Annotated in this window: 17 protein-coding genes; 11 read left to right on the top strand and 6 right to left on the bottom strand. The window is 55.7% G+C overall.

Annotated elements, in window-relative coordinates; translation table 11 throughout:
• Positions 1-71: 71 nt before the first annotated feature.
• The 4 genes from deoC to deoD all read left to right on the top strand — a co-directional run bounded on the left by deoC (position 72) and on the right by deoD (position 4376).
• Complete coding sequence (gene deoC / locus ACOXYR_RS18280) at positions 72-851, top strand: deoxyribose-phosphate aldolase (protein ID WP_015966024.1); 780 nt, start codon at positions 72-74, stop codon at positions 849-851.
• A gap of 128 nt (positions 852-979) precedes the next feature.
• Positions 980-2302: a thymidine phosphorylase gene (gene deoA / locus ACOXYR_RS18275; protein WP_108475456.1), complete on the top strand. Its 1323-nt coding sequence runs from the start codon at positions 980-982 to the stop codon at positions 2300-2302.
• Between the two features lie 52 nt (positions 2303-2354).
• Entirely contained in the window at positions 2355-3578 is a 1224-nt protein-coding gene (deoB, locus tag ACOXYR_RS18270; RefSeq protein ID WP_108475457.1) for a phosphopentomutase, read from the top strand.
• A 78-nt stretch (positions 3579-3656) separates the two neighbouring features.
• Complete coding sequence (gene deoD, locus ACOXYR_RS18265) at positions 3657-4376, top strand: purine-nucleoside phosphorylase (protein ID WP_108475458.1); 720 nt, start codon at positions 3657-3659, stop codon at positions 4374-4376.
• A gap of 104 nt (positions 4377-4480) precedes the next feature.
• Here deoD and lplA read toward each other — a convergent pair whose 3' ends face one another.
• Entirely contained in the window at positions 4481-5497 is a 1017-nt protein-coding gene (gene lplA / locus ACOXYR_RS18260) for a lipoate--protein ligase (protein ID WP_108475459.1), read from the bottom strand.
• A 14-nt stretch (positions 5498-5511) separates the two neighbouring features.
• Entirely contained in the window at positions 5512-6153 is a 642-nt protein-coding gene (locus tag ACOXYR_RS18255; RefSeq protein WP_015966018.1) for a YtjB family periplasmic protein, read from the bottom strand.
• A 104-nt stretch (positions 6154-6257) separates the two neighbouring features.
• Between ACOXYR_RS18255 and serB the strand changes: the two genes are divergently transcribed.
• Both serB and radA read left to right on the top strand, forming a co-directional pair.
• Complete coding sequence (gene serB / locus ACOXYR_RS18250; protein ID WP_113858206.1) at positions 6258-7229, top strand: phosphoserine phosphatase; 972 nt, start codon at positions 6258-6260, stop codon at positions 7227-7229.
• Between the two features lie 10 nt (positions 7230-7239).
• The gene (radA, locus tag ACOXYR_RS18245) at positions 7240-8622 is read left to right on the top strand and encodes a DNA repair protein RadA (RefSeq protein ID WP_421356350.1); all 1383 of its coding nucleotides are present in this window, start codon (positions 7240-7242) and stop codon (positions 8620-8622) included.
• A 79-nt stretch (positions 8623-8701) separates the two neighbouring features.
• Here the strand turns inward: radA and ACOXYR_RS18240 are convergent, their stop codons facing one another.
• Entirely contained in the window at positions 8702-8860 is a 159-nt protein-coding gene (locus tag ACOXYR_RS18240; RefSeq protein ID WP_421356351.1) for a hypothetical protein, read from the bottom strand.
• A 28-nt stretch (positions 8861-8888) separates the two neighbouring features.
• Between ACOXYR_RS18240 and nadR the strand changes: the two genes are divergently transcribed.
• Positions 8889-10121, top strand: a complete 1233-nt coding sequence (gene nadR, locus ACOXYR_RS18235) for a multifunctional transcriptional regulator/nicotinamide-nucleotide adenylyltransferase/ribosylnicotinamide kinase NadR (protein WP_108475582.1) — start codon at positions 8889-8891, stop codon at positions 10119-10121.
• 39 nt (positions 10122-10160) lie between these two features.
• Here nadR and ettA read toward each other — a convergent pair whose 3' ends face one another.
• A complete protein-coding gene (gene ettA / locus ACOXYR_RS18230) occupies positions 10161-11828 on the bottom strand; it encodes an energy-dependent translational throttle protein EttA (protein ID WP_108475462.1) in 1668 nt (555 codons plus the stop codon).
• A gap of 210 nt (positions 11829-12038) precedes the next feature.
• On the opposite strand from ettA, the gene sltY reads away from it, so the two are divergent.
• Together sltY and trpR are read left to right on the top strand one after the other, a co-directional pair.
• Positions 12039-13976 (top strand): murein transglycosylase, encoded by a 1938-nt coding sequence (gene sltY / locus ACOXYR_RS18225; protein WP_108475463.1) that lies wholly within the window; start codon positions 12039-12041, stop codon positions 13974-13976.
• Between the two features lie 87 nt (positions 13977-14063).
• Positions 14064-14399 carry a trp operon repressor gene (gene trpR, locus ACOXYR_RS18220; RefSeq protein ID WP_108475464.1) on the top strand — a complete coding sequence of 112 codons (336 nt, stop codon included), beginning with the start codon at positions 14064-14066 and terminating at the stop codon, positions 14397-14399.
• A 47-nt stretch (positions 14400-14446) separates the two neighbouring features.
• Here the strand turns inward: trpR and yjjX are convergent, their stop codons facing one another.
• On the bottom strand, positions 14447-14971 hold the full coding sequence (gene yjjX / locus ACOXYR_RS18215; RefSeq protein WP_113858209.1) for an inosine/xanthosine triphosphatase: 525 nt from the start codon (positions 14969-14971) through the stop codon (positions 14447-14449).
• Between the two features lie 52 nt (positions 14972-15023).
• Between yjjX and gpmB the strand changes: the two genes are divergently transcribed.
• Positions 15024-15671: a 2,3-diphosphoglycerate-dependent phosphoglycerate mutase GpmB gene (gpmB, locus tag ACOXYR_RS18210; protein ID WP_108475466.1), complete on the top strand. Its 648-nt coding sequence runs from the start codon at positions 15024-15026 to the stop codon at positions 15669-15671.
• On the opposite strand, the gene robA is transcribed toward gpmB, so the two are convergent.
• Entirely contained in the window at positions 15668-16537 is an 870-nt protein-coding gene (robA, locus tag ACOXYR_RS18205; protein WP_108475467.1) for an MDR efflux pump AcrAB transcriptional activator RobA, read from the bottom strand. The genes gpmB and robA overlap by 4 nt on opposite strands.
• A gap of 212 nt (positions 16538-16749) precedes the next feature.
• On the opposite strand from robA, the gene creA reads away from it, so the two are divergent.
• Complete coding sequence (gene creA, locus ACOXYR_RS18200) at positions 16750-17223, top strand: protein CreA (protein WP_015966008.1); 474 nt, start codon at positions 16750-16752, stop codon at positions 17221-17223.

Raw genomic sequence — 17223 nt, 5'->3', positions numbered from 1 at the left:
GAAGTGTGAGTGCGGGTCGGTGTTACAATAGTCACATACCCGCAAGGTAAAATTCTACGTCGGAGAACAAAATGACTGATTTAACGGCAAGCAGCCTGCGTGCATTGAAACTGATGGATCTGACCACCCTGAATGAAGACGACACCGACGCGAAAGTGATTGCGCTGTGTCATCAGGCGAAAACCCCGGTCGGTAACACCGCAGCGGTCTGCATCTACCCGCGTTTTATCCCGATTGCGCGCAAAACCCTGAACGAGCAGGGCACGCCGGATATTCGCATCGCCACCGTCACTAACTTCCCGCACGGTAACGACGATATTGATATCGCGCTGGCGGAAACCCGCGCAGCAATCGCCTACGGTGCTGACGAAGTTGACGTGGTCTTCCCGTACCGCGCACTGATTGCCGGTAACGAGCAGGTGGGCTTCGACCTGGTGAAAGCCTGTAAAGACGCGTGTGCTGCGGCGAACGTGCTGCTGAAAGTGATCATCGAAACCGGTGAACTGAAAGAAGAAGCGCTGATTCGCAAAGCCTCTGAAATCTCCATCAAAGCGGGTGCGGATTTCATCAAAACCTCTACCGGTAAAGTGCCGGTGAACGCCACCCCGGAAAGCGCGCGCATCATGATGGAAGTGATCCGTGATATGGGCGTGTCCAAAACGGTGGGCTTCAAACCGGCGGGCGGCGTACGCAGCGCAGAAGACGCACAGCAGTTCCTGGCGATTGCCGACGAACTGTTTGGTGCAGACTGGGCGGATTCCCGCCACTACCGTTTCGGCGCATCCAGCCTGCTGGCGAGCCTGCTGAAAGCACTCGGCCATGGCGACGGTAAAAGCGCAAGCAGCTACTAAGTAAGATGCTTTGCGCCTGATGCGCTGCGCTTATCAGGCCTACAAGACATAACTCTCCGTAGGCCGGATAAGGCGTAGCCGTATCCGGCAAAAACCGCCTTCAAACTCTTTTCCTCAGGGAGGTTACCTTGTTTCTCGCACAAGAAATCATTCGTAAAAAACGCGATGGTCACGCATTAAGCGACGAAGAGATTCGCTTCTTTATCAATGGCATTCGCGACAACACCATTTCAGAAGGGCAAATTGCCGCTCTGGCGATGACCATTTTCTTCCATGATATGGCGATTGAAGAGCGTGTCTCACTGACCATGGCCATGCGTGATTCAGGAACCGTTCTGGACTGGAAAAGCCTTAACCTTAACGGGCCGATTGTCGATAAACACTCTACCGGCGGCGTGGGCGATGTCACTTCGCTGATGCTGGGGCCGATGGTTGCCGCATGTGGCGGCTATATTCCGATGATCTCCGGGCGCGGCCTGGGCCACACCGGCGGTACGCTGGACAAACTGGAAGCGATCCCCGGGTTTGATATCTTCCCGAGCGATGACCGTTTCCGTGAAATTATTAAAGACGTGGGTGTGGCGATTATTGGGCAGACCAGCTCGCTCGCACCGGCGGATAAACGTTTTTACGCCACCCGCGACATTACCGCGACGGTGGATTCCATCCCGCTCATCACCGCGTCTATCCTTGCCAAAAAACTGGCTGAAGGTATCGATGCGTTGGTAATGGATGTGAAAGTGGGCAGCGGCGCATTTATGCCGACCTACGAACTTTCTCAGGCGCTGGCCGAAGCGATTGTTGGCGTGGCCAACGGCGCAGGCGTGCGCACGACCGCGCTGCTGACGGACATGAACCAGGTGCTGGCTTCCAGCGCGGGTAACGCTGTCGAAGTACGCGAAGCGGTGCAGTTCCTGACCGGCGAATACCGCAATCCGCGCCTGTTCGACGTCACCATGGCGCTGTGCGTGGAAATGCTGATTTCCGGCAAGCTTGCCAAAGACGATGCTGAAGCGCGCGCCAAATTGCAGGCGGTGCTGGATAACGGCAAAGCGGCAGAGGTATTTGGCCGTATGGTCGCGGCACAAAAAGGCCCGACCGATTTTGTCGAAAACTATGCGAAATACCTGCCGACCGCGATGCTCAGCAAAGCGGTATATGCTGATACCGAAGGCTTTGTCGGCGCGATGGACACTCGCGCGCTCGGCATGGCGGTGGTGGCGATGGGCGGCGGACGCCGTCAGGCTTCCGATACGCTTGATTACAGCGTCGGCCTGACCGACATGATTCGTCTGGGTGACAGCGTTGACGGGCAGCGTCCGCTGGCGGTCATTCACGCGAAAGATGAAAATAGCTGGCAGGAAGCGGCGAAAGCCGTCAAAGCGGCCATTCGCCTTGACGACAAAGCGCCAGAAATTACACCGACAGTCTATCGTCGAATCACTGAATAGCGATATACTGATCTGATCGCTTTTTTGCAGCGCAAGATGTATGGAGAACAAGATGAAACGTGCATTTATTATGGTGCTGGACTCCTTTGGTATCGGCGCAACTGAAGATGCCGACCGCTTTGGCGACGTCGGCGCAGACACTATGGGCCATATCGCAGAAGCCTGCGCCAAAGGTGAGGCTGATAATGGCCGTAAAGGCCCACTGAACCTGCCTAACCTGACCCGTCTGGGTCTGGTGAAAGCGCACGAGGGTTCTACCGGTAAAATCGCCGCGGGTATGGACGGCAATGCCGAAGTCGTTGGCGCGTACGCGTGGGCGCATGAACTCTCTTCCGGTAAAGACACCCCTTCCGGTCACTGGGAAATCGCTGGCGTGCCGGTTCTGTTCGACTGGGGCTACTTCAGCGACCACGAAAACAGTTTCCCACAGGAATTACTGGATAAACTGGTAAAACGCGCGAACCTGCCGGGTTACCTGGGTAACTGCCACTCTTCCGGTACCGTGATTCTGGATCAACTGGGCGAAGAGCATATGAAAACCGGTAAGCCGATTTTCTATACTTCTGCCGACTCCGTATTCCAGATAGCCTGCCACGAAGAGACTTTTGGTCTGGATAAACTTTACGAGCTGTGCGAAATCGCCCGTGAAGAGTTGACCGAAGGCGGCTACAACATTGGCCGCGTGATTGCGCGTCCGTTTATCGGCGATAAAGCTGGAAACTTCCAGCGTACCGGCAACCGTCACGACCTGGCTGTCGAACCGCCAGCGCCGACCGTGTTGCAGAAACTGGTTGATGAGAAAGACGGACACGTGGTTTCCGTGGGTAAAATCGCGGATATCTACGCAAACTGCGGTATCACTAAAAAAGTGAAAGCCACCGGGCTGGACGCGCTGTTTGACGCGACCATTAAAGAGATGAAAGAAGCGGGTGATAAGACCATTGTCTTCACCAACTTCGTTGATTTCGACTCCTCCTGGGGGCACCGTCGCGATATCGCCGGTTACGCTGCGGGTCTTGAACTGTTCGACCGCCGTCTGCCGGAACTGATGGAGCTGGTGGGAGAAGATGACATTCTGATCCTGACCGCTGACCACGGCTGTGACCCAAGCTGGCAGGGCACCGATCATACCCGTGAGCACATCCCGGTACTGGTTTATGGCCCGAAAGTGAAACCGGGCTCGCTCGGCCACCGCGAAACCTTCGCGGATATCGGCCAGACGCTGGCGAAATACTTCGGTACTTCCGATATGGAATATGGCAAAGCCATGTTCTGATAAAGGTGCGGCCTGATGCCCTCACCCCGGCCCTCTCCCACAGGGAGAGGGTGAAAACAAATTGATAAGGATAAAACGATGGCTACCCCACACATTAACGCAGAAATGGGCGATTTCGCTGACGTAGTTTTGATGCCAGGCGACCCGCTGCGTGCGAAGCACATTGCTGAAACTTTCCTCGAAGACGTGCGTGAAGTGAACAACGTTCGCGGCATGCTGGGCTTCACTGGTACCTACAAGGGCCGCAAAATCTCTGTAATGGGTCACGGCATGGGTATCCCGTCCTGCTCCATCTACACCAAAGAGCTGATCACCGATTTCGGCGTGAAGAAAATCATTCGCGTGGGTTCCTGCGGCGCGGTGCGCCCGGACGTAAAACTGCGCGACGTGGTTATCGGCATGGGCGCGTGCACTGACTCTAAAGTAAACCGTCTGCGCTTCAAAGATCATGACTTTGCGGCGATTGCTGACTTCGGTATGGTGCGTAACGCAGTTGACGCAGCGAAAGCGCTGGGCGTCGATGCGCGCGTGGGTAACATCTTCTCCGCAGACCTGTTCTACACGCCAGACCCGCAAATGTTCGACGTGATGGAAAAATACGGCATTCTGGGCGTTGAGATGGAAGCGGCGGGGATTTACGGCGTGGCAGCGGAATTTGGCGCGAAAGCGCTGACCATCTGCACCGTGTCTGACCATATCCGCACTCACGAGCAGACCACTGCCGCTGAACGTCAAACCACGTTCAACGACATGATTAAAATCGCACTGGAATCTGTACTGCTGGGCGACCAGGAGTAAGTTCGTTACCCCTCACCCTAACCCTCTCCCTCAAGGGAGAGGGGACCGATCGTGCATGCAGTTTTCTCCCTCTCCCTGAGGGAGAGGGCCGGGGTGAGGGGAAATTATCGCACCGCCCCCGCAATCCACGCGGATAATTCCCTTAGCTCTTTCTCCTGCTCCGGGAAATCGCCCAATAGGGCCTCACACTCCTGTTGCAACACATCCGCCCGGTACAAACATCCCTGCAAACGCGCGGCCAGCGCTTCCAGCGGCGCAGGATTCAAACTGTCGGTAAAGACCTGCGTCCGGGTGATATGCCCCTTCTCAACGTCGAAATGCAGCTCTACGCCGCCCCAGGTGAAGCGTTCGTCCAGCAGATGGGTAAACGCCGGGGCCTGGCCGAAATTCCACTCCCAACTGCTCTGGCGCGCGAACGTTTCGGCGAAGTTGGGCAGGTCTGGCGTTTTATCCGGCGAGATAATCTCCGCCTCTACACGTTCGCCATAATGGGCGAAAAACGCTTCCGTCACCGCCGTGCAAATCTGCTCATGCGTGATGCCCGGTAACAGCTCCACCAGATTCGCCACCCGCCCGCGTACGGAGGTAATTCCCTTCGCCTGAAGTTTCTTCTTATCCGGGTTGAGGTAGTTCGCCAGACGACTGAGATCGGCGTTGAGCAGTAGCGTACCGTGGTGGAAGCCGCGATCTTTGGTCTCACGGTAGGCCGAACCTGACACCTTGCGATCGCCCTGGGGCGTTTTCACAATGAGGTCGTTACGTCCGGAGGCTTCCGCCACCGCACCCAGCGAATTCAAGGCGTCCAGCACAATGCGGGTTGAGACGGATTTATCGTACTCCGGCTTACCCGCCATAAACGTAAAACAGGTATTGCCGAGGTCATGGAACACGGCGCCGCCGCCGCTACTGCGACGCGCCAGGCGCACGTTGTCCTCTTCCATGCGCCGGGTATTACACTCTTTCCACGGGTTTTGCGCACGGCCTATGACCACGGTATCGGCGTTACGCCAGAGGAACAACACGCGCTGTGTGGCGGGCATCTGACGGAAAATACACTCTTCAACCGCCAGGTTAAACCAGGGGTCGTATGAGTCTGAGAGGAGCAGGCGTAAAGTGGCCATATTGAGTTTCCTTTCTACTCTTTTTTCTCTTCTTCCTCTTCCTGTACCGGTTTATTGGCGGTGAGAAGGAAGGGCGATTGTTGCCAGCGGGTGCGTTTGCCTTGCAGCAGAGTGCGCGTCAGCACCACGCCAATGGCAAGCGACAGTAATAGCATCAGGCGCAGAATATTGGTCGTGTTATCAACCTGTTTGGCTTCGGTTGGTAGCGTATGGGTGTCCAGCGTCAGACGTAAATATCCCAGTGGGCCATTTTTGCCCTGAATGGGTTCGACGATTTGCTGATTGAAATAGCCGCCCGCTTTTTTGCCATCCAGCGCCAGACGGTCGCGCAGTTCGACGCTCTCGCCGGCGCGGGCGATCATGTCGCCTTTTTCATCATACACCCCGGCGTCGAGGATGCGGCTTTCAGCGGTGAGTTGCGTGAGCAACTGGCGGACTTTTTTCTCATCCGGCGTCTCGCTGCGTACCAGTGGTGCCAGGTTTAGCGCCACCTGACGGGCAAGCGTGCGGGCCAGTTCTTCAAGCTGCGGATTACGCTGCTGCTGGTGTTGTTGACTGAACCATGATGCCCCTTGCATCAATGCCACCAGAAGTGCGAGGCATATCAGGACAATCACGGCGCGATGCAGTCTGAATTTCAGTTTTGCGCGTACCATATTCCACCTTTGAAAATTTGCAGCTTAATGTTGCCAGAAGCGCTGGTTACAAGGTAGCCTCATGCGTTATTTTCCTGGCCTTAATGAAGTGGAGTGGAGCTGTAATGCCGAACAGTTTGACCTGGTGCGACCTGCCTGAAGATGTCTCCTTGTGGCCTGGGTTGCCGCTTTCTTTAAGTGGCGATGAAGTGATGCCACTGGATTATCACGCCGGGCGCAGCGGCTGGTTGCTCTACGGCCGTGGGCTGGATAAACGCCAGTTAACCTCTTATCAGCGCAAACTGGGCGCGGCAATGGTGATTGTTGCAGCCTGGTGTGTGGAAGATTATCAGGTTATTCGTCTGGCCGGGTCATTAACGCCGCGCGCGACCAAACTGGCGCACGACGCCGGGCTGGATGTGGCACCGCTGGGGAAAATCCCACACCTGCGTACGCCAGGATTACTGGTCATGGATATGGACTCAACAGCCATCCAGATCGAGTGCATTGATGAAATCGCCAAACTGGCGGGGACGGGCGAGCTGGTTTCGGAAGTGACCGAGCGTGCGATGCGTGGTGAACTCGACTTCGCCGCCAGCCTGCGCCAGCGTGTTGCCACGCTGAAGGGCGCAGATGCCAATATTCTGCGTCAGGTGCGCGACGACCTGCCGTTAATGCCGGGCTTAACCCAACTGGTGCTGAAGCTGGAATCGCTGGGCTGGAAAGTGGCGATTGCCTCCGGCGGTTTTACCTTCTTCGCGGAGTATCTGCGCGATAAGCTGCGCCTGACCGCCGCGGTTGCCAACGAACTGGGCATTATGGATGGCGTGCTGACGGGGGAAGTGGTGGGCGATATTGTTGATGCGAAATATAAAGCCAATACACTACAGCGCCTTGCTGAGCAGTATGACATCCCGAAAGAGCAGACCGTCGCCATTGGCGATGGCGCGAACGATCTACCGATGATCAAAGCGGCGGGGCTGGGCATTGCCTATCACGCCAAGCCGAAAGTTAATGAACAGACGGAAGTCACCATCCGTCACGCTGATCTGATTGGGGTGCTGTGCATTCTGACGGGCAGCCTGAATCAGGAATAAGAGGTAAAACGTGGCGAAAGCTCCAAAACGCGCATTTGTTTGTAATGAATGTGGTGCGGATTACCCGCGCTGGCAGGGGCAGTGCAGCGCCTGCCATGCCTGGAACACCATCACCGAAGTGCGCGTTGCTGCTTCGCCTACCGTGGCGCGTAATGAACGTCTGAGCGGTTATGCGGGCAGCGCTGGCGTGTCGAAAGTGCAGAAACTGTCGGATATTAGTCTGGAAGAGTTGCCGCGCTTCTCGACCGGTTTTAAAGAGTTTGACCGCGTACTGGGCGGTGGCGTCGTGCCGGGTAGTGCGATTCTTATCGGCGGTAACCCTGGCGCGGGGAAATCGACACTGCTGCTGCAAACCTTGTGCAAGCTTGCCGAGCAGATGAAAACCCTGTACGTCACCGGGGAAGAATCTTTGCAGCAGGTGGCGATGCGCGCGCATCGTCTTGGCCTGCCGACAGCGAATCTCAATATGCTCTCGGAAACCAGCATCGAACAGATTTGTATGATCGCCGAGGAAGAGCAGCCGAAGCTGATGGTTATCGACTCCATCCAGGTGATGCACATGGCGGATATTCAGTCTTCGCCGGGCAGCGTGGCGCAGGTGCGCGAAACGGCTGCTTATTTGACGCGCTTTGCCAAAACGCGCGGTGTGGCGATTGTGATGGTCGGCCATGTGACCAAAGATGGTTCACTGGCGGGCCCGAAGGTGCTGGAACACTGTATCGACTGCTCGGTGCTGCTGGACGGCGATGCTGATTCGCGCTTTCGCACCCTACGCAGCCATAAAAACCGTTTTGGTGCGGTGAATGAACTGGGCGTGTTCGCGATGACCGAGCAGGGGCTGCGTGAAGTCAGCAACCCGTCAGCTATTTTCCTGAGCCGTGGCGATGAAGTGACCTCCGGCAGTTCAGTGATGGTGGTGTGGGAGGGTACGCGTCCGCTGCTGGTTGAGATTCAGGCGCTGGTGGATCACTCTATGATGGCAAACCCGCGTCGCGTTGCGGTCGGGCTGGAGCAGAACCGTCTGGCGATTCTGCTGGCGGTGCTGCATCGTCACGGTGGTTTGCAGATGGCGGATCAGGACGTGTTCGTTAACGTGGTCGGCGGCGTGAAGGTCACTGAAACCAGTGCCGACCTGGCGCTGCTGTTGGCGATGGTCTCCAGCCTGCGTGACAGGCCGCTGCCTCAGGATCTCGTGGTGTTTGGTGAAGTTGGGCTTGCCGGGGAAATTCGCCCGGTACCGAGCGGCCAGGAACGTATTTCCGAGGCCGCCAAACATGGCTTCCGCCGCGCGATTGTGCCAGCCGCGAACGTGCCCAAAAAATCGCCCGAAGGCATGCAGGTGTTCGGTGTGAAAAAACTCGCGGATGCGCTAAACGTCTTTGACGACTTATAATTAACCCCGCGCCGATGCCGGATGCGGCGTAAACGCCTTATCCGGCCTACCAGATTGTAGGCCTGATAAGCGCAGCGCATCAGGCGCAGTTCAGCGCCGATGCCGGATTGTAGGCCTGATAAGCGCAGCGCATCAGGCGCAGTTCAGCGCCGTTGCCAAATTCGTAGGCCTGATAAGCGCAGCGCATCAGGCGCAGTTCAGCAATGATGCCGGATGCGGCATACAATTGTTTTACCATCGTTTATCCCCATCAGCAGGAGGCTCTTGTGTCATCGTTTGACTATCTTAAAACCGCGATCCGTCAGAAAGGTTGCACGCTACAGCAAGTAGCTGACGCCAGCGGCATGACCAAGGGCTATCTTAGTCAGTTATTGAACGCCAAAATCAAAAGCCCAAGCGCGCAGAAACTCGAAGCATTGCATCGCTTTTTAGGCCTGGAATTTCCGCGTCTGCAAAAGACCGTTGGCGTGGTCTTCGGCAAGTTTTACCCACTGCATACCGGCCACATTTACCTGATTCAGCGCGCCTGTAGCCAGGTGGACGAGCTCCATATCATCATGGGTTACGATGATGTGCGCGACCGCACGTTGTTTGAGCAAAGCGCGATGTCGCAACAGCCTACCGTCCCGGATCGCCTGCGCTGGTTGCTGCAAACCTTTAAATACCAGAAAAATATTCGCATCCACGCCTTCAATGAAGAAGGCATGGAACCATACCCGCACGGCTGGGATGTCTGGAGCCGCGGCATGAAAGCCTTTATGGAAGAGAAGGGCATTCAACCGGACGTTATCTACACCTCCGAAGAGCTGGACGCGCCGCAGTACATTGAACATCTCGGCATCAAAACCGTGCTTGTCGATCCGAAGCGAACCTTCATGAACATCAGCGGCGGGCAGATTCGTGAGAACCCGTTCCGCTACTGGGAATACATCCCGACCGAAGTGAAGCCGTTCTTTGTGCGTACGGTGGCGATTCTTGGCGGCGAATCGAGCGGTAAATCAACGCTGGTAAACAAGCTCGCCAACATCTTTAATACCTCCAGCGCCTGGGAGTATGGCCGAGATTATGTCTTCTCGCATCTGGGCGGTGATGAGATGGCGCTGCAATATTCCGATTACGACAAAATTGCGCTCGGTCATGCACAGTACATTGATTTTGCAGTGAAATACGCCAATAAAGTGACGTTTATCGATACCGATTTTGTCAGTACCCAGGCGTTCTGCAAAAAATATGAAGGCCGCGAGCATCCCTTTGTGCAGGCGATGATCGACGAATACCGTTTCGACCTCGTCATCTTGCTGGAGAACAACACGCCGTGGATCAACGATGGATTGCGCAGCCTCGGCAGCTCTGTTGATCGCAAAGAGTTTCAGTCGCTGCTGGTATCGATGCTCAAAGAGAACAACATTGAGTTCGTGCATGTGGAAGAGGCAGACTACGATGCACGCTTCCTGCGCTGCGTGGAGTTGGTGAAGCAACTGATGGGTGAAGCGGGATAAGCTTAAAAGAATGCCGGGCGTAAGCCCGGCATGGATGATTTACTTCGCAATACGTTTGTACTTGATACGCTTCGGCTCCAGCGCATCAGCGCCCAGCGTGCGTTTCTTATACTCTTCGTATTCGGTAAAGTTACCTTCGAAGAATTCCACTTTACCCTCATCCTGGTAATCCAGAATGTGCGTCGCGATACGGTCAAGGAACCAACGGTCGTGCGAGATAACCATCGCGCAGCCCGGGAATTCCAGCAGGGCGTTTTCCAGCGCGCGCAGGGTTTCGATATCCAGGTCGTTGGTCGGTTCATCGAGCAGCAGGACGTTGCCGCCTACCTGCAACAGTTTTGCCAGGTGCAGACGACCGCGCTCACCGCCGGACAGCTCGCCCACACGTTTCCCCTGGTCAACGCCTTTAAAGTTAAAGCGACCAACGTAGGCGCGGCTTGGCATCTCGGTGTTGCCGATCTTCATGATATCCAGCCCGCCGGAAACTTCTTCCCACACGGTTTTGCTGTTATCCATTGCGTCACGGAACTGATCTACCGACGCCAGTTTGACGGTATCACCAAGAGTGATCGTACCGCTGTCAGGTTGTTCCTGGCCTGACATCATACGGAACAGGGTGGATTTACCCGCGCCGTTCGGGCCGATGATACCGACAATCGCGCCTTTCGGTACGGAGAAGGTCAGGTCGTCAATCAGTACGCGATCGCCGTAGGATTTACGCAGATTGCTGACTTCCACCACTTTATCCCCCAGACGTGCGCCTGGCGGAATAAACAGTTCGTTGGTTTCGTTACGTTTCTGGTACTCAACGTTGTTAAGCTCTTCGAAACGGGCCAGACGCGCTTTGCCTTTAGACTGACGGCCTTTCGCGCCCTGACGTACCCACTCCAGCTCTTTCTCGATAGACTTACGACGCGCCGCTTCCTGAGAAGCTTCCTGCGCCAGACGCTGATCTTTCTGCTCCAGCCAGGAGGAGTAGTTACCTTCCCACGGAATACCTTCGCCGCGGTCAAGTTCCAGAATCCAACCGGCAACGTTGTCGAGGAAGTAACGGTCGTGGGTAATCGCCACAACGGTGCCTTCGAAGTCGTGCAGGAAGCGTTCCAGCCACGCGACGGATTCGGCATCCAGGTGGTTAGTCGGTTCGTCGAGCAACAGCATGTCTGGTTTTTCCAGCAGCAGACGGCACAGCGCGACGCGGCGACGTTCACCACCGGACAGGTTGGCGATTTTGGCATCCCAGTCCGGCAGACGCAGCGCATCAGCGGCGCGTTCCAGTTGGACGTTCAGGTTATGGCCATCGTGCGCCTGAATGATTTCTTCAAACTTGCCCTGCTGAGCGGCGAGCTTATCGAAGTCGGCATCCGGTTCGGCATATTTGGCGTAGACTTCGTCCAGGCCTTTCAGCGCATTAACCACTTCAGCAACCGCTTCTTCAACGGATTCACGAACGGTATGTTCCGGGTTTAACTGAGGTTCCTGCGGCAGGTAACCAATCTTCAGGCCTGGCTGCGGGCGAGCTTCACCTTCGATATCGGTATCGATACCCGCCATGATGCGCAGCAGGGTCGATTTACCGGCGCCATTCAGGCCCAGGACACCGATTTTTGCGCCAGGGAAGAAGCTCAGTGAGATGTTTTTCAGAATATGACGTTTCGGCGGAACCACTTTGCCGACACGATGCATGGTATAAACGAATTGAGCCACGTTGGACTTCGCCTCTTTTATTTTGATGGTAAGTATACAAAGCCGAAGTGTAGCCTTTTTCGTTCGTTAATCCCAGCGAGGCGGTAAACGCGATAAAAGCGTAAAAATGTGTCCAGAACGTGGCGCGTTGCCTCATGTGTGGTTAGCATGAAATAGATATCTTATACGCGGCATGAAGCTGCAACATGTGATTGATTAGAGGAAGATCGTGTGAAAAAAGCCAAACCGATGGCGTGGCGCGTGTTAGCGGCCAGTGTTTGCCTGTTGTCACTTAACAACCTGGCTCACGCGGATTCACTGGACGAACAGCGCAGTCGCTATTCGCAGATTAAGCAGGCCTGGGATAACCGACAGATGGACGTCGTGGGCCAGTTGATGCCAACGTTGCGGGAATACCCGCTTTATCCTTACCTGGAATATCGCCAGATCGCCGGCGATTTGATGAACACACCCGCCGTTACCGTCACCAATTTTGTGCGTGATAACCCGACGCTGCCGCCTGCGCGTACGCTCAAAAACCGCTTTGTGAATGAACTGGCGCGACGCGAAGACTGGCGCGGCCTGCTGGCCTTCAGCCCGGATAAACCCGGCACCACCGAAGCGCAGTGTAACTATTACTACGCCAAATATAATGTTGGCGAAACCCAGCAGGCCTGGGACGGTGCGAAAGCGCTCTGGCTGACGGGTAAAAGCCAGCCCAACGCCTGCGACAAACTGTTCAGCGCCTGGCGTTCGTCCGGCACGCAGGATCCGCTCGCGTATCTCGAACGTATTCGACTGGCGATGAACGCGGGTAATACCTCGTTGGTCAAAGCGCTGGCCTCGCAGATGCCGGCAGATTATCAAACGATTTCGCAGGCGGTGACCGACCTTGCGAACAATCCCAACAACGTGCTGACCTTCGCGCGCACCACGGGCGCAACCGATTTTACCCGCTCGGTGGCGGCGGTGGCGTTTACCAGCGTTGCGCGTCAGGATGCGGAAAACGCGCGACTGATGATCCCATCGCTGGTGCAGGCTCAGCAGCTTAATGACGATCAAACCCAGGAACTGCGCGATATCGTCGCCTGGCGTTTGATGGGCACTGACGTTACCTCCGAGCAGGAAAAATGGCGCGACGACGCCATTATGCGTTCCCAGTCAACGTCGCTGATTGAGCGTCGGGTTCGTATGGCGCTGGGGACGGGCGATCGCCGTGGGCTGAATACGTGGCTGGCGCGTCTGCCGATGGATGCCAAAGAGAAAGACGAGTGGCGTTACTGGCAGGCCGACCTGTTGATGGAGCGCGGGCGCGATGACGAAGCGAAAGAGATCTTAAAATCCTTAATGACTCAGCGTGGTTTCTACCCGATGGTGGCGGCACAGCGTCTGGGCGAGGATTATACCCTGCGTATTGAAGGCCCACAGGGCACGGTTTCGCCGTTGCTGGTGAATGGCCCGGAAATGGCGCGCGTGCGTGAACTGATGTACTGGGATATGGATAACACCGCGCGCAGCGAGTGGGCGAACCTGGTCAGCAGCCGCACGAAGAACGAGCAGGCCCAGCTGGCGCGCTACGCGTTTGATCAGCGCTGGTGGGATCTCAGCGTGCAGGCGACCATCGCCGGCAAGCTGTGGGATAATTTGCAAGAGCGCTTCCCGCCTGCCTATAACGATCTCTTTGTGCGTTACACCGCCGGTAAAGACATTCCGCAAAGCTATGCGATGGCGATTGCACGCCAGGAAAGCGCCTGGAACCCGAAAGTGAAATCGCCGGTAGGGGCGAGCGGCCTGATGCAAATCATGCCGGGTACGGCGACGCACACGGTGCAGATGTTTAATATCCCGGGCTACAGCAACCAGAATCAGCTGCTGGATCCGGAAACCAACATCAATATCGGTACCAGCTATCTGCAATACGTTTACCAGCAGTTTGGCAACAACCGCATCTTCTCTTCCGCTGCGTACAACGCCGGCCCGGGGCGCGTGCGCACCTGGCTTGGCAACAGCGCCGGGCGAATCGATCCGGTTGCGTTTGTTGAGAGCATTCCGTTCTCGGAAACGCGCGGTTATGTGAAGAACGTGCTGGCTTATGACGCGTACTATCGTCACTTTATGGGTGAAAAAGAGGCGATCTTTAGCGACAGCGAGTGGCAACGTCGTTACTGATCCGCAGTGACTATGTTATGCTGTACTCGTTGAAGAGTACATACAGCGGATGGCCCTGTGCCATCCGCCATAACATGGCGGCATACTATGACCCAACAATCACCTTATTCAGCCTCCGTCGCGGAACAGCGGCATCAGGAGTGGCTTCGCTTTGTTGAACTGCTTCGTCTGGCCTATACCGATGAGCACGCACTGCCTTTACTCGACCTGATCATGACGCCGGACGAGCGCGAAGCGCTGGGCACGCGCGTGCGTATTATTGAAGAACTGCTGCGCGGTGAGATGAGCCAGCGTGAGCTGAAGTCGGAGTTAGGCGCGGGCATCGCCACCATCACTCGCGGTTCGAACAGCCTGAAATCCGCTCCGGCCGAACTGCGTCAATGGCTGGAGCAGACGTTGCCGAAAACGGTGAACAACGCCTGATGGCGCTGCGCTTATCAGGCCTACTTGATCCGTACCCTCGGGCAAACTTACGTGCGTTGCCCGTAAATCGCGTTATGGAACGGGCTTAACGCTAACACCACCGCCTGATGATAAACGCTGCTGCGCGTCAGGGTACCTTTGGTGAACACGCCGATAGCGCCTTCTTTGCGGCCAATTTTATCGATCCCGGTGTAGTGCGACATCACCGGGCCGAGTTCTTCCCCTTCACGTACTTTTTCCAGAATCACTTCCGGCAGGGGTAAGGTGGCGGAACGCGCTTCACCGCGAAGCTCTGCATTTTCAATGACCACCCAACTGAAGGTACTGCCTTCATCAATACCCGCTTCAATCGCCACCCAAAAATCGGCATTCGGACGCAGGGCGCGCGCATTCTCGACGCGATTTCGTGCGCCAGCACGCGTTTCTTCACTGCCAATCGGCTGTTCAGGCACGCCAGTGTCGACGGAGATAGCGTCAATATGGCAGGATCCTTCACCGTAGATCAGCTCAAATGCAGCAAGAATTGCCTGAATTTTGGCAGGATTGGTGGTAGCTGTGACAACATTGTGCATAATCAGAACAACTCATAAGATTTAACATCACCGCAGTATACGGAAGAAAGACATGTTACAGGTATACCTTGTTCGCCATGGCGAAACGCAGTGGAACGCCGAACGGCGTATTCAGGGCCAGTCTGATAGTCCACTTACCCAGAAAGGTGAGGATCAGGCAAAGCAAGTGGGCGATCGCGTTCGCTCTCTGGGGATCACCCATATCATCACCAGCGATCTGGGGCGTACCCGTCGTACTGCGGAGATCATCGCCGATGCCTGCGGATGCGAAGTGATCGCTGACCCGCGTCTGCGTGAGCTGAATATGGGCGTGCTGGAACAGCGCCATATCGACACGTTAACGGCGGAAGAAGAGGCGTGGCGTCGTCAACTGGTCAACGGTACGCCGAATGGCCGTATCCCGGAAGGAGAGTCGATGCAGGAGCTGAGCGAGCGTATGCACAGCGCGCTGCAAAGCTGTCTGGAACTGCCGCCGGGAAGCCGCCCGCTGCTGGTCAGCCACGGTATCGCACTGGGTTGTCTGGTGAGCACCATTCTCGGCCTGCCCGCGTATGCGGAGCGCCGTTTGCGCCTGCGTAACTGCTCGATTTCGCGTATTGACCATCAGCAGAGCGCCTGGCTGGCGTCGGGATGGGTGGTGGAAACCGCAGGCGACGTCTCACATCTGGACGCCCCTGCGTTAGACGAACTGCAGCGTTAACGACGAATTGGGATCAGGTATTCGCAGCGCAACTGAATTGGCGGCTCCTGGTCCCGCGCTTCATCCTGCGGGAAGAAGCGCTCAATATCCAGCCCCTTACGACGCGTCAGGTTGAGCATGGGCATGCAGGTGCCATAAAGCGTAAGGATAAATTCCTGTAGCCCGGTCCCCAAACCTTCATACGTGAACATCACATACTCGCCGCCTTCCAGCGTCACCGGATGCGAATTGTTCAGGTGGCCGTTAGCCATATCTGGCGTAACCGCCGTGGTGTAAAACACCTCCTGCTCATCGTCTTTTTCCAGGCTCGGACGCGGCTCATGCAGGCCGTAAAGCGTTGGCGGGATCGACGGCGAATTGCCCAGAAACTCCTGCCAGAACTGCACGCGCATTTGCTGACGGAACTCGGAAATCTCTTCCAGTTTGCAGGTATAGCTTTGCGTCACCCCAACCAGCGGAGTGGCTGGCAGCGTCACAAACTCATACGGCGGCATGGTGAATTCCCCCAGGCGCAGCGGTGGACGCATGCCGAAAGAGCTCCAGTCCGGCGAGCGGCGATAAAGTGCGGGCGTCAGGGCAAACTGTTTTTTAAACGCGCGGGTAAAGGTTTGCTGCGAATCGAAGCGATACTGCAGCGCAATGTCTAAAATAGGGCGAGCGGTCAGGCGTAGCGCGACAGCAGATTTCGACAGACGCCGCGCACGGATGTAAGCGCCAATGGCATGACCGGTGACATCTTTGAACATCCGCTGCAAATGCCACTTGGAATAGCCCGCTTTTGCCGCAACATTATCAAGCGACAGGGGTTGATCCAGATGACCTTCAAGCCATACAAGGAGATCGCGAATAATCCCAGCCTGATCCATATAATGTCCTCGTCCTTAAAATTATAGGTGCCTGATACTAAGGTAGCGGATAATAGCATTTTTTGATGTTTTAGCATTCAGTGTTTTTTTTGTGCATTCATGCGCTTTTACATTGGGTTGCGGCGTATTATTTGTAAAGGTGTGATCTTTCAATACGTTATATCTGAAATGTTGAATAATCACTCAATCGAATCGTCAGGAATGGTAACAATATGAAATACAAGAAGTTAGTGGCGGGCCTGGTACTGAGTGTCTGCGGTTTTAGCGCACATGCGGAACAAATTGGCTCGGTCGATACCGTTTTCAAAATGTTTGGCCCGGACCACAAAATCGTGGTTGAAGCCTTTGACGATCCCGATATCACCAACGTCACCTGCTACATCAGTCGGGCAAAAACCGGGGGCATTAAGGGGGGATTGGGGCTGGCGGAAGATACCTCTGATGCTGCGATCTCCTGCCAGCAGGTGGGCCCGATCGAACTCTCCGATAAGATCAAAAACGGGAAATCGCAGGGTGAAGTGGTATTCCAGAAACGGACTTCTTTAGTCTTTAAAAAGCTGCAGGTTGTCCGTTTCTACGACAGCAAGCGTAATGCGCTGGTGTATCTCACTTATTCCGATAAAGTGGTCGATGGTTCGCCGAAAAATGCCATTAGCGCGGTGCCGATTATGCCGTGGGGCAAATAA

Origin of the sequence: Pseudocitrobacter faecalis (assembly GCF_965231525.1) — a bacterium.
GTDB classification, from domain to species: Bacteria; Pseudomonadota; Gammaproteobacteria; order Enterobacterales; family Enterobacteriaceae; genus Pseudocitrobacter; species Pseudocitrobacter faecalis.
Note: the sequence above shows the minus strand (reverse complement) of the source record. Positions and strands in the feature narration are given on the sequence as shown.

What these genes read in the sequence shown, in the direction of transcription:
- deoC (WP_015966024.1), top strand. Translation starts at nt 72, where the DNA reads ATGACTGATTTAACGGCAAGCAGCCTGCGTGCATTGAAACTGATGGAT.
- deoB (WP_108475457.1), top strand. Translation starts at nt 2,355, where the DNA reads ATGAAACGTGCATTTATTATGGTGCTGGACTCCTTTGGTATCGGCGCA.
- deoD (WP_108475458.1), top strand. Translation starts at nt 3,657, where the DNA reads ATGGCTACCCCACACATTAACGCAGAAATGGGCGATTTCGCTGACGTA.
- lplA (WP_108475459.1), bottom strand. Translation starts at nt 5,497, where the DNA reads ATGGCCACTTTACGCCTGCTCCTCTCAGACTCATACGACCCCTGGTTT.
- ACOXYR_RS18255 (WP_015966018.1), bottom strand. Translation starts at nt 6,153, where the DNA reads ATGGTACGCGCAAAACTGAAATTCAGACTGCATCGCGCCGTGATTGTC.
- serB (WP_113858206.1), top strand. Translation starts at nt 6,258, where the DNA reads ATGCCGAACAGTTTGACCTGGTGCGACCTGCCTGAAGATGTCTCCTTG.
- ACOXYR_RS18240 (WP_421356351.1), bottom strand. Translation starts at nt 8,860, where the DNA reads ATGGTAAAACAATTGTATGCCGCATCCGGCATCATTGCTGAACTGCGC.
- trpR (WP_108475464.1), top strand. Translation starts at nt 14,064, where the DNA reads ATGACCCAACAATCACCTTATTCAGCCTCCGTCGCGGAACAGCGGCAT.
- yjjX (WP_113858209.1), bottom strand. Translation starts at nt 14,971, where the DNA reads ATGCACAATGTTGTCACAGCTACCACCAATCCTGCCAAAATTCAGGCA.
- gpmB (WP_108475466.1), top strand. Translation starts at nt 15,024, where the DNA reads ATGTTACAGGTATACCTTGTTCGCCATGGCGAAACGCAGTGGAACGCC.
- robA (WP_108475467.1), bottom strand. Translation starts at nt 16,537, where the DNA reads ATGGATCAGGCTGGGATTATTCGCGATCTCCTTGTATGGCTTGAAGGT.
- creA (WP_015966008.1), top strand. Translation starts at nt 16,750, where the DNA reads ATGAAATACAAGAAGTTAGTGGCGGGCCTGGTACTGAGTGTCTGCGGT.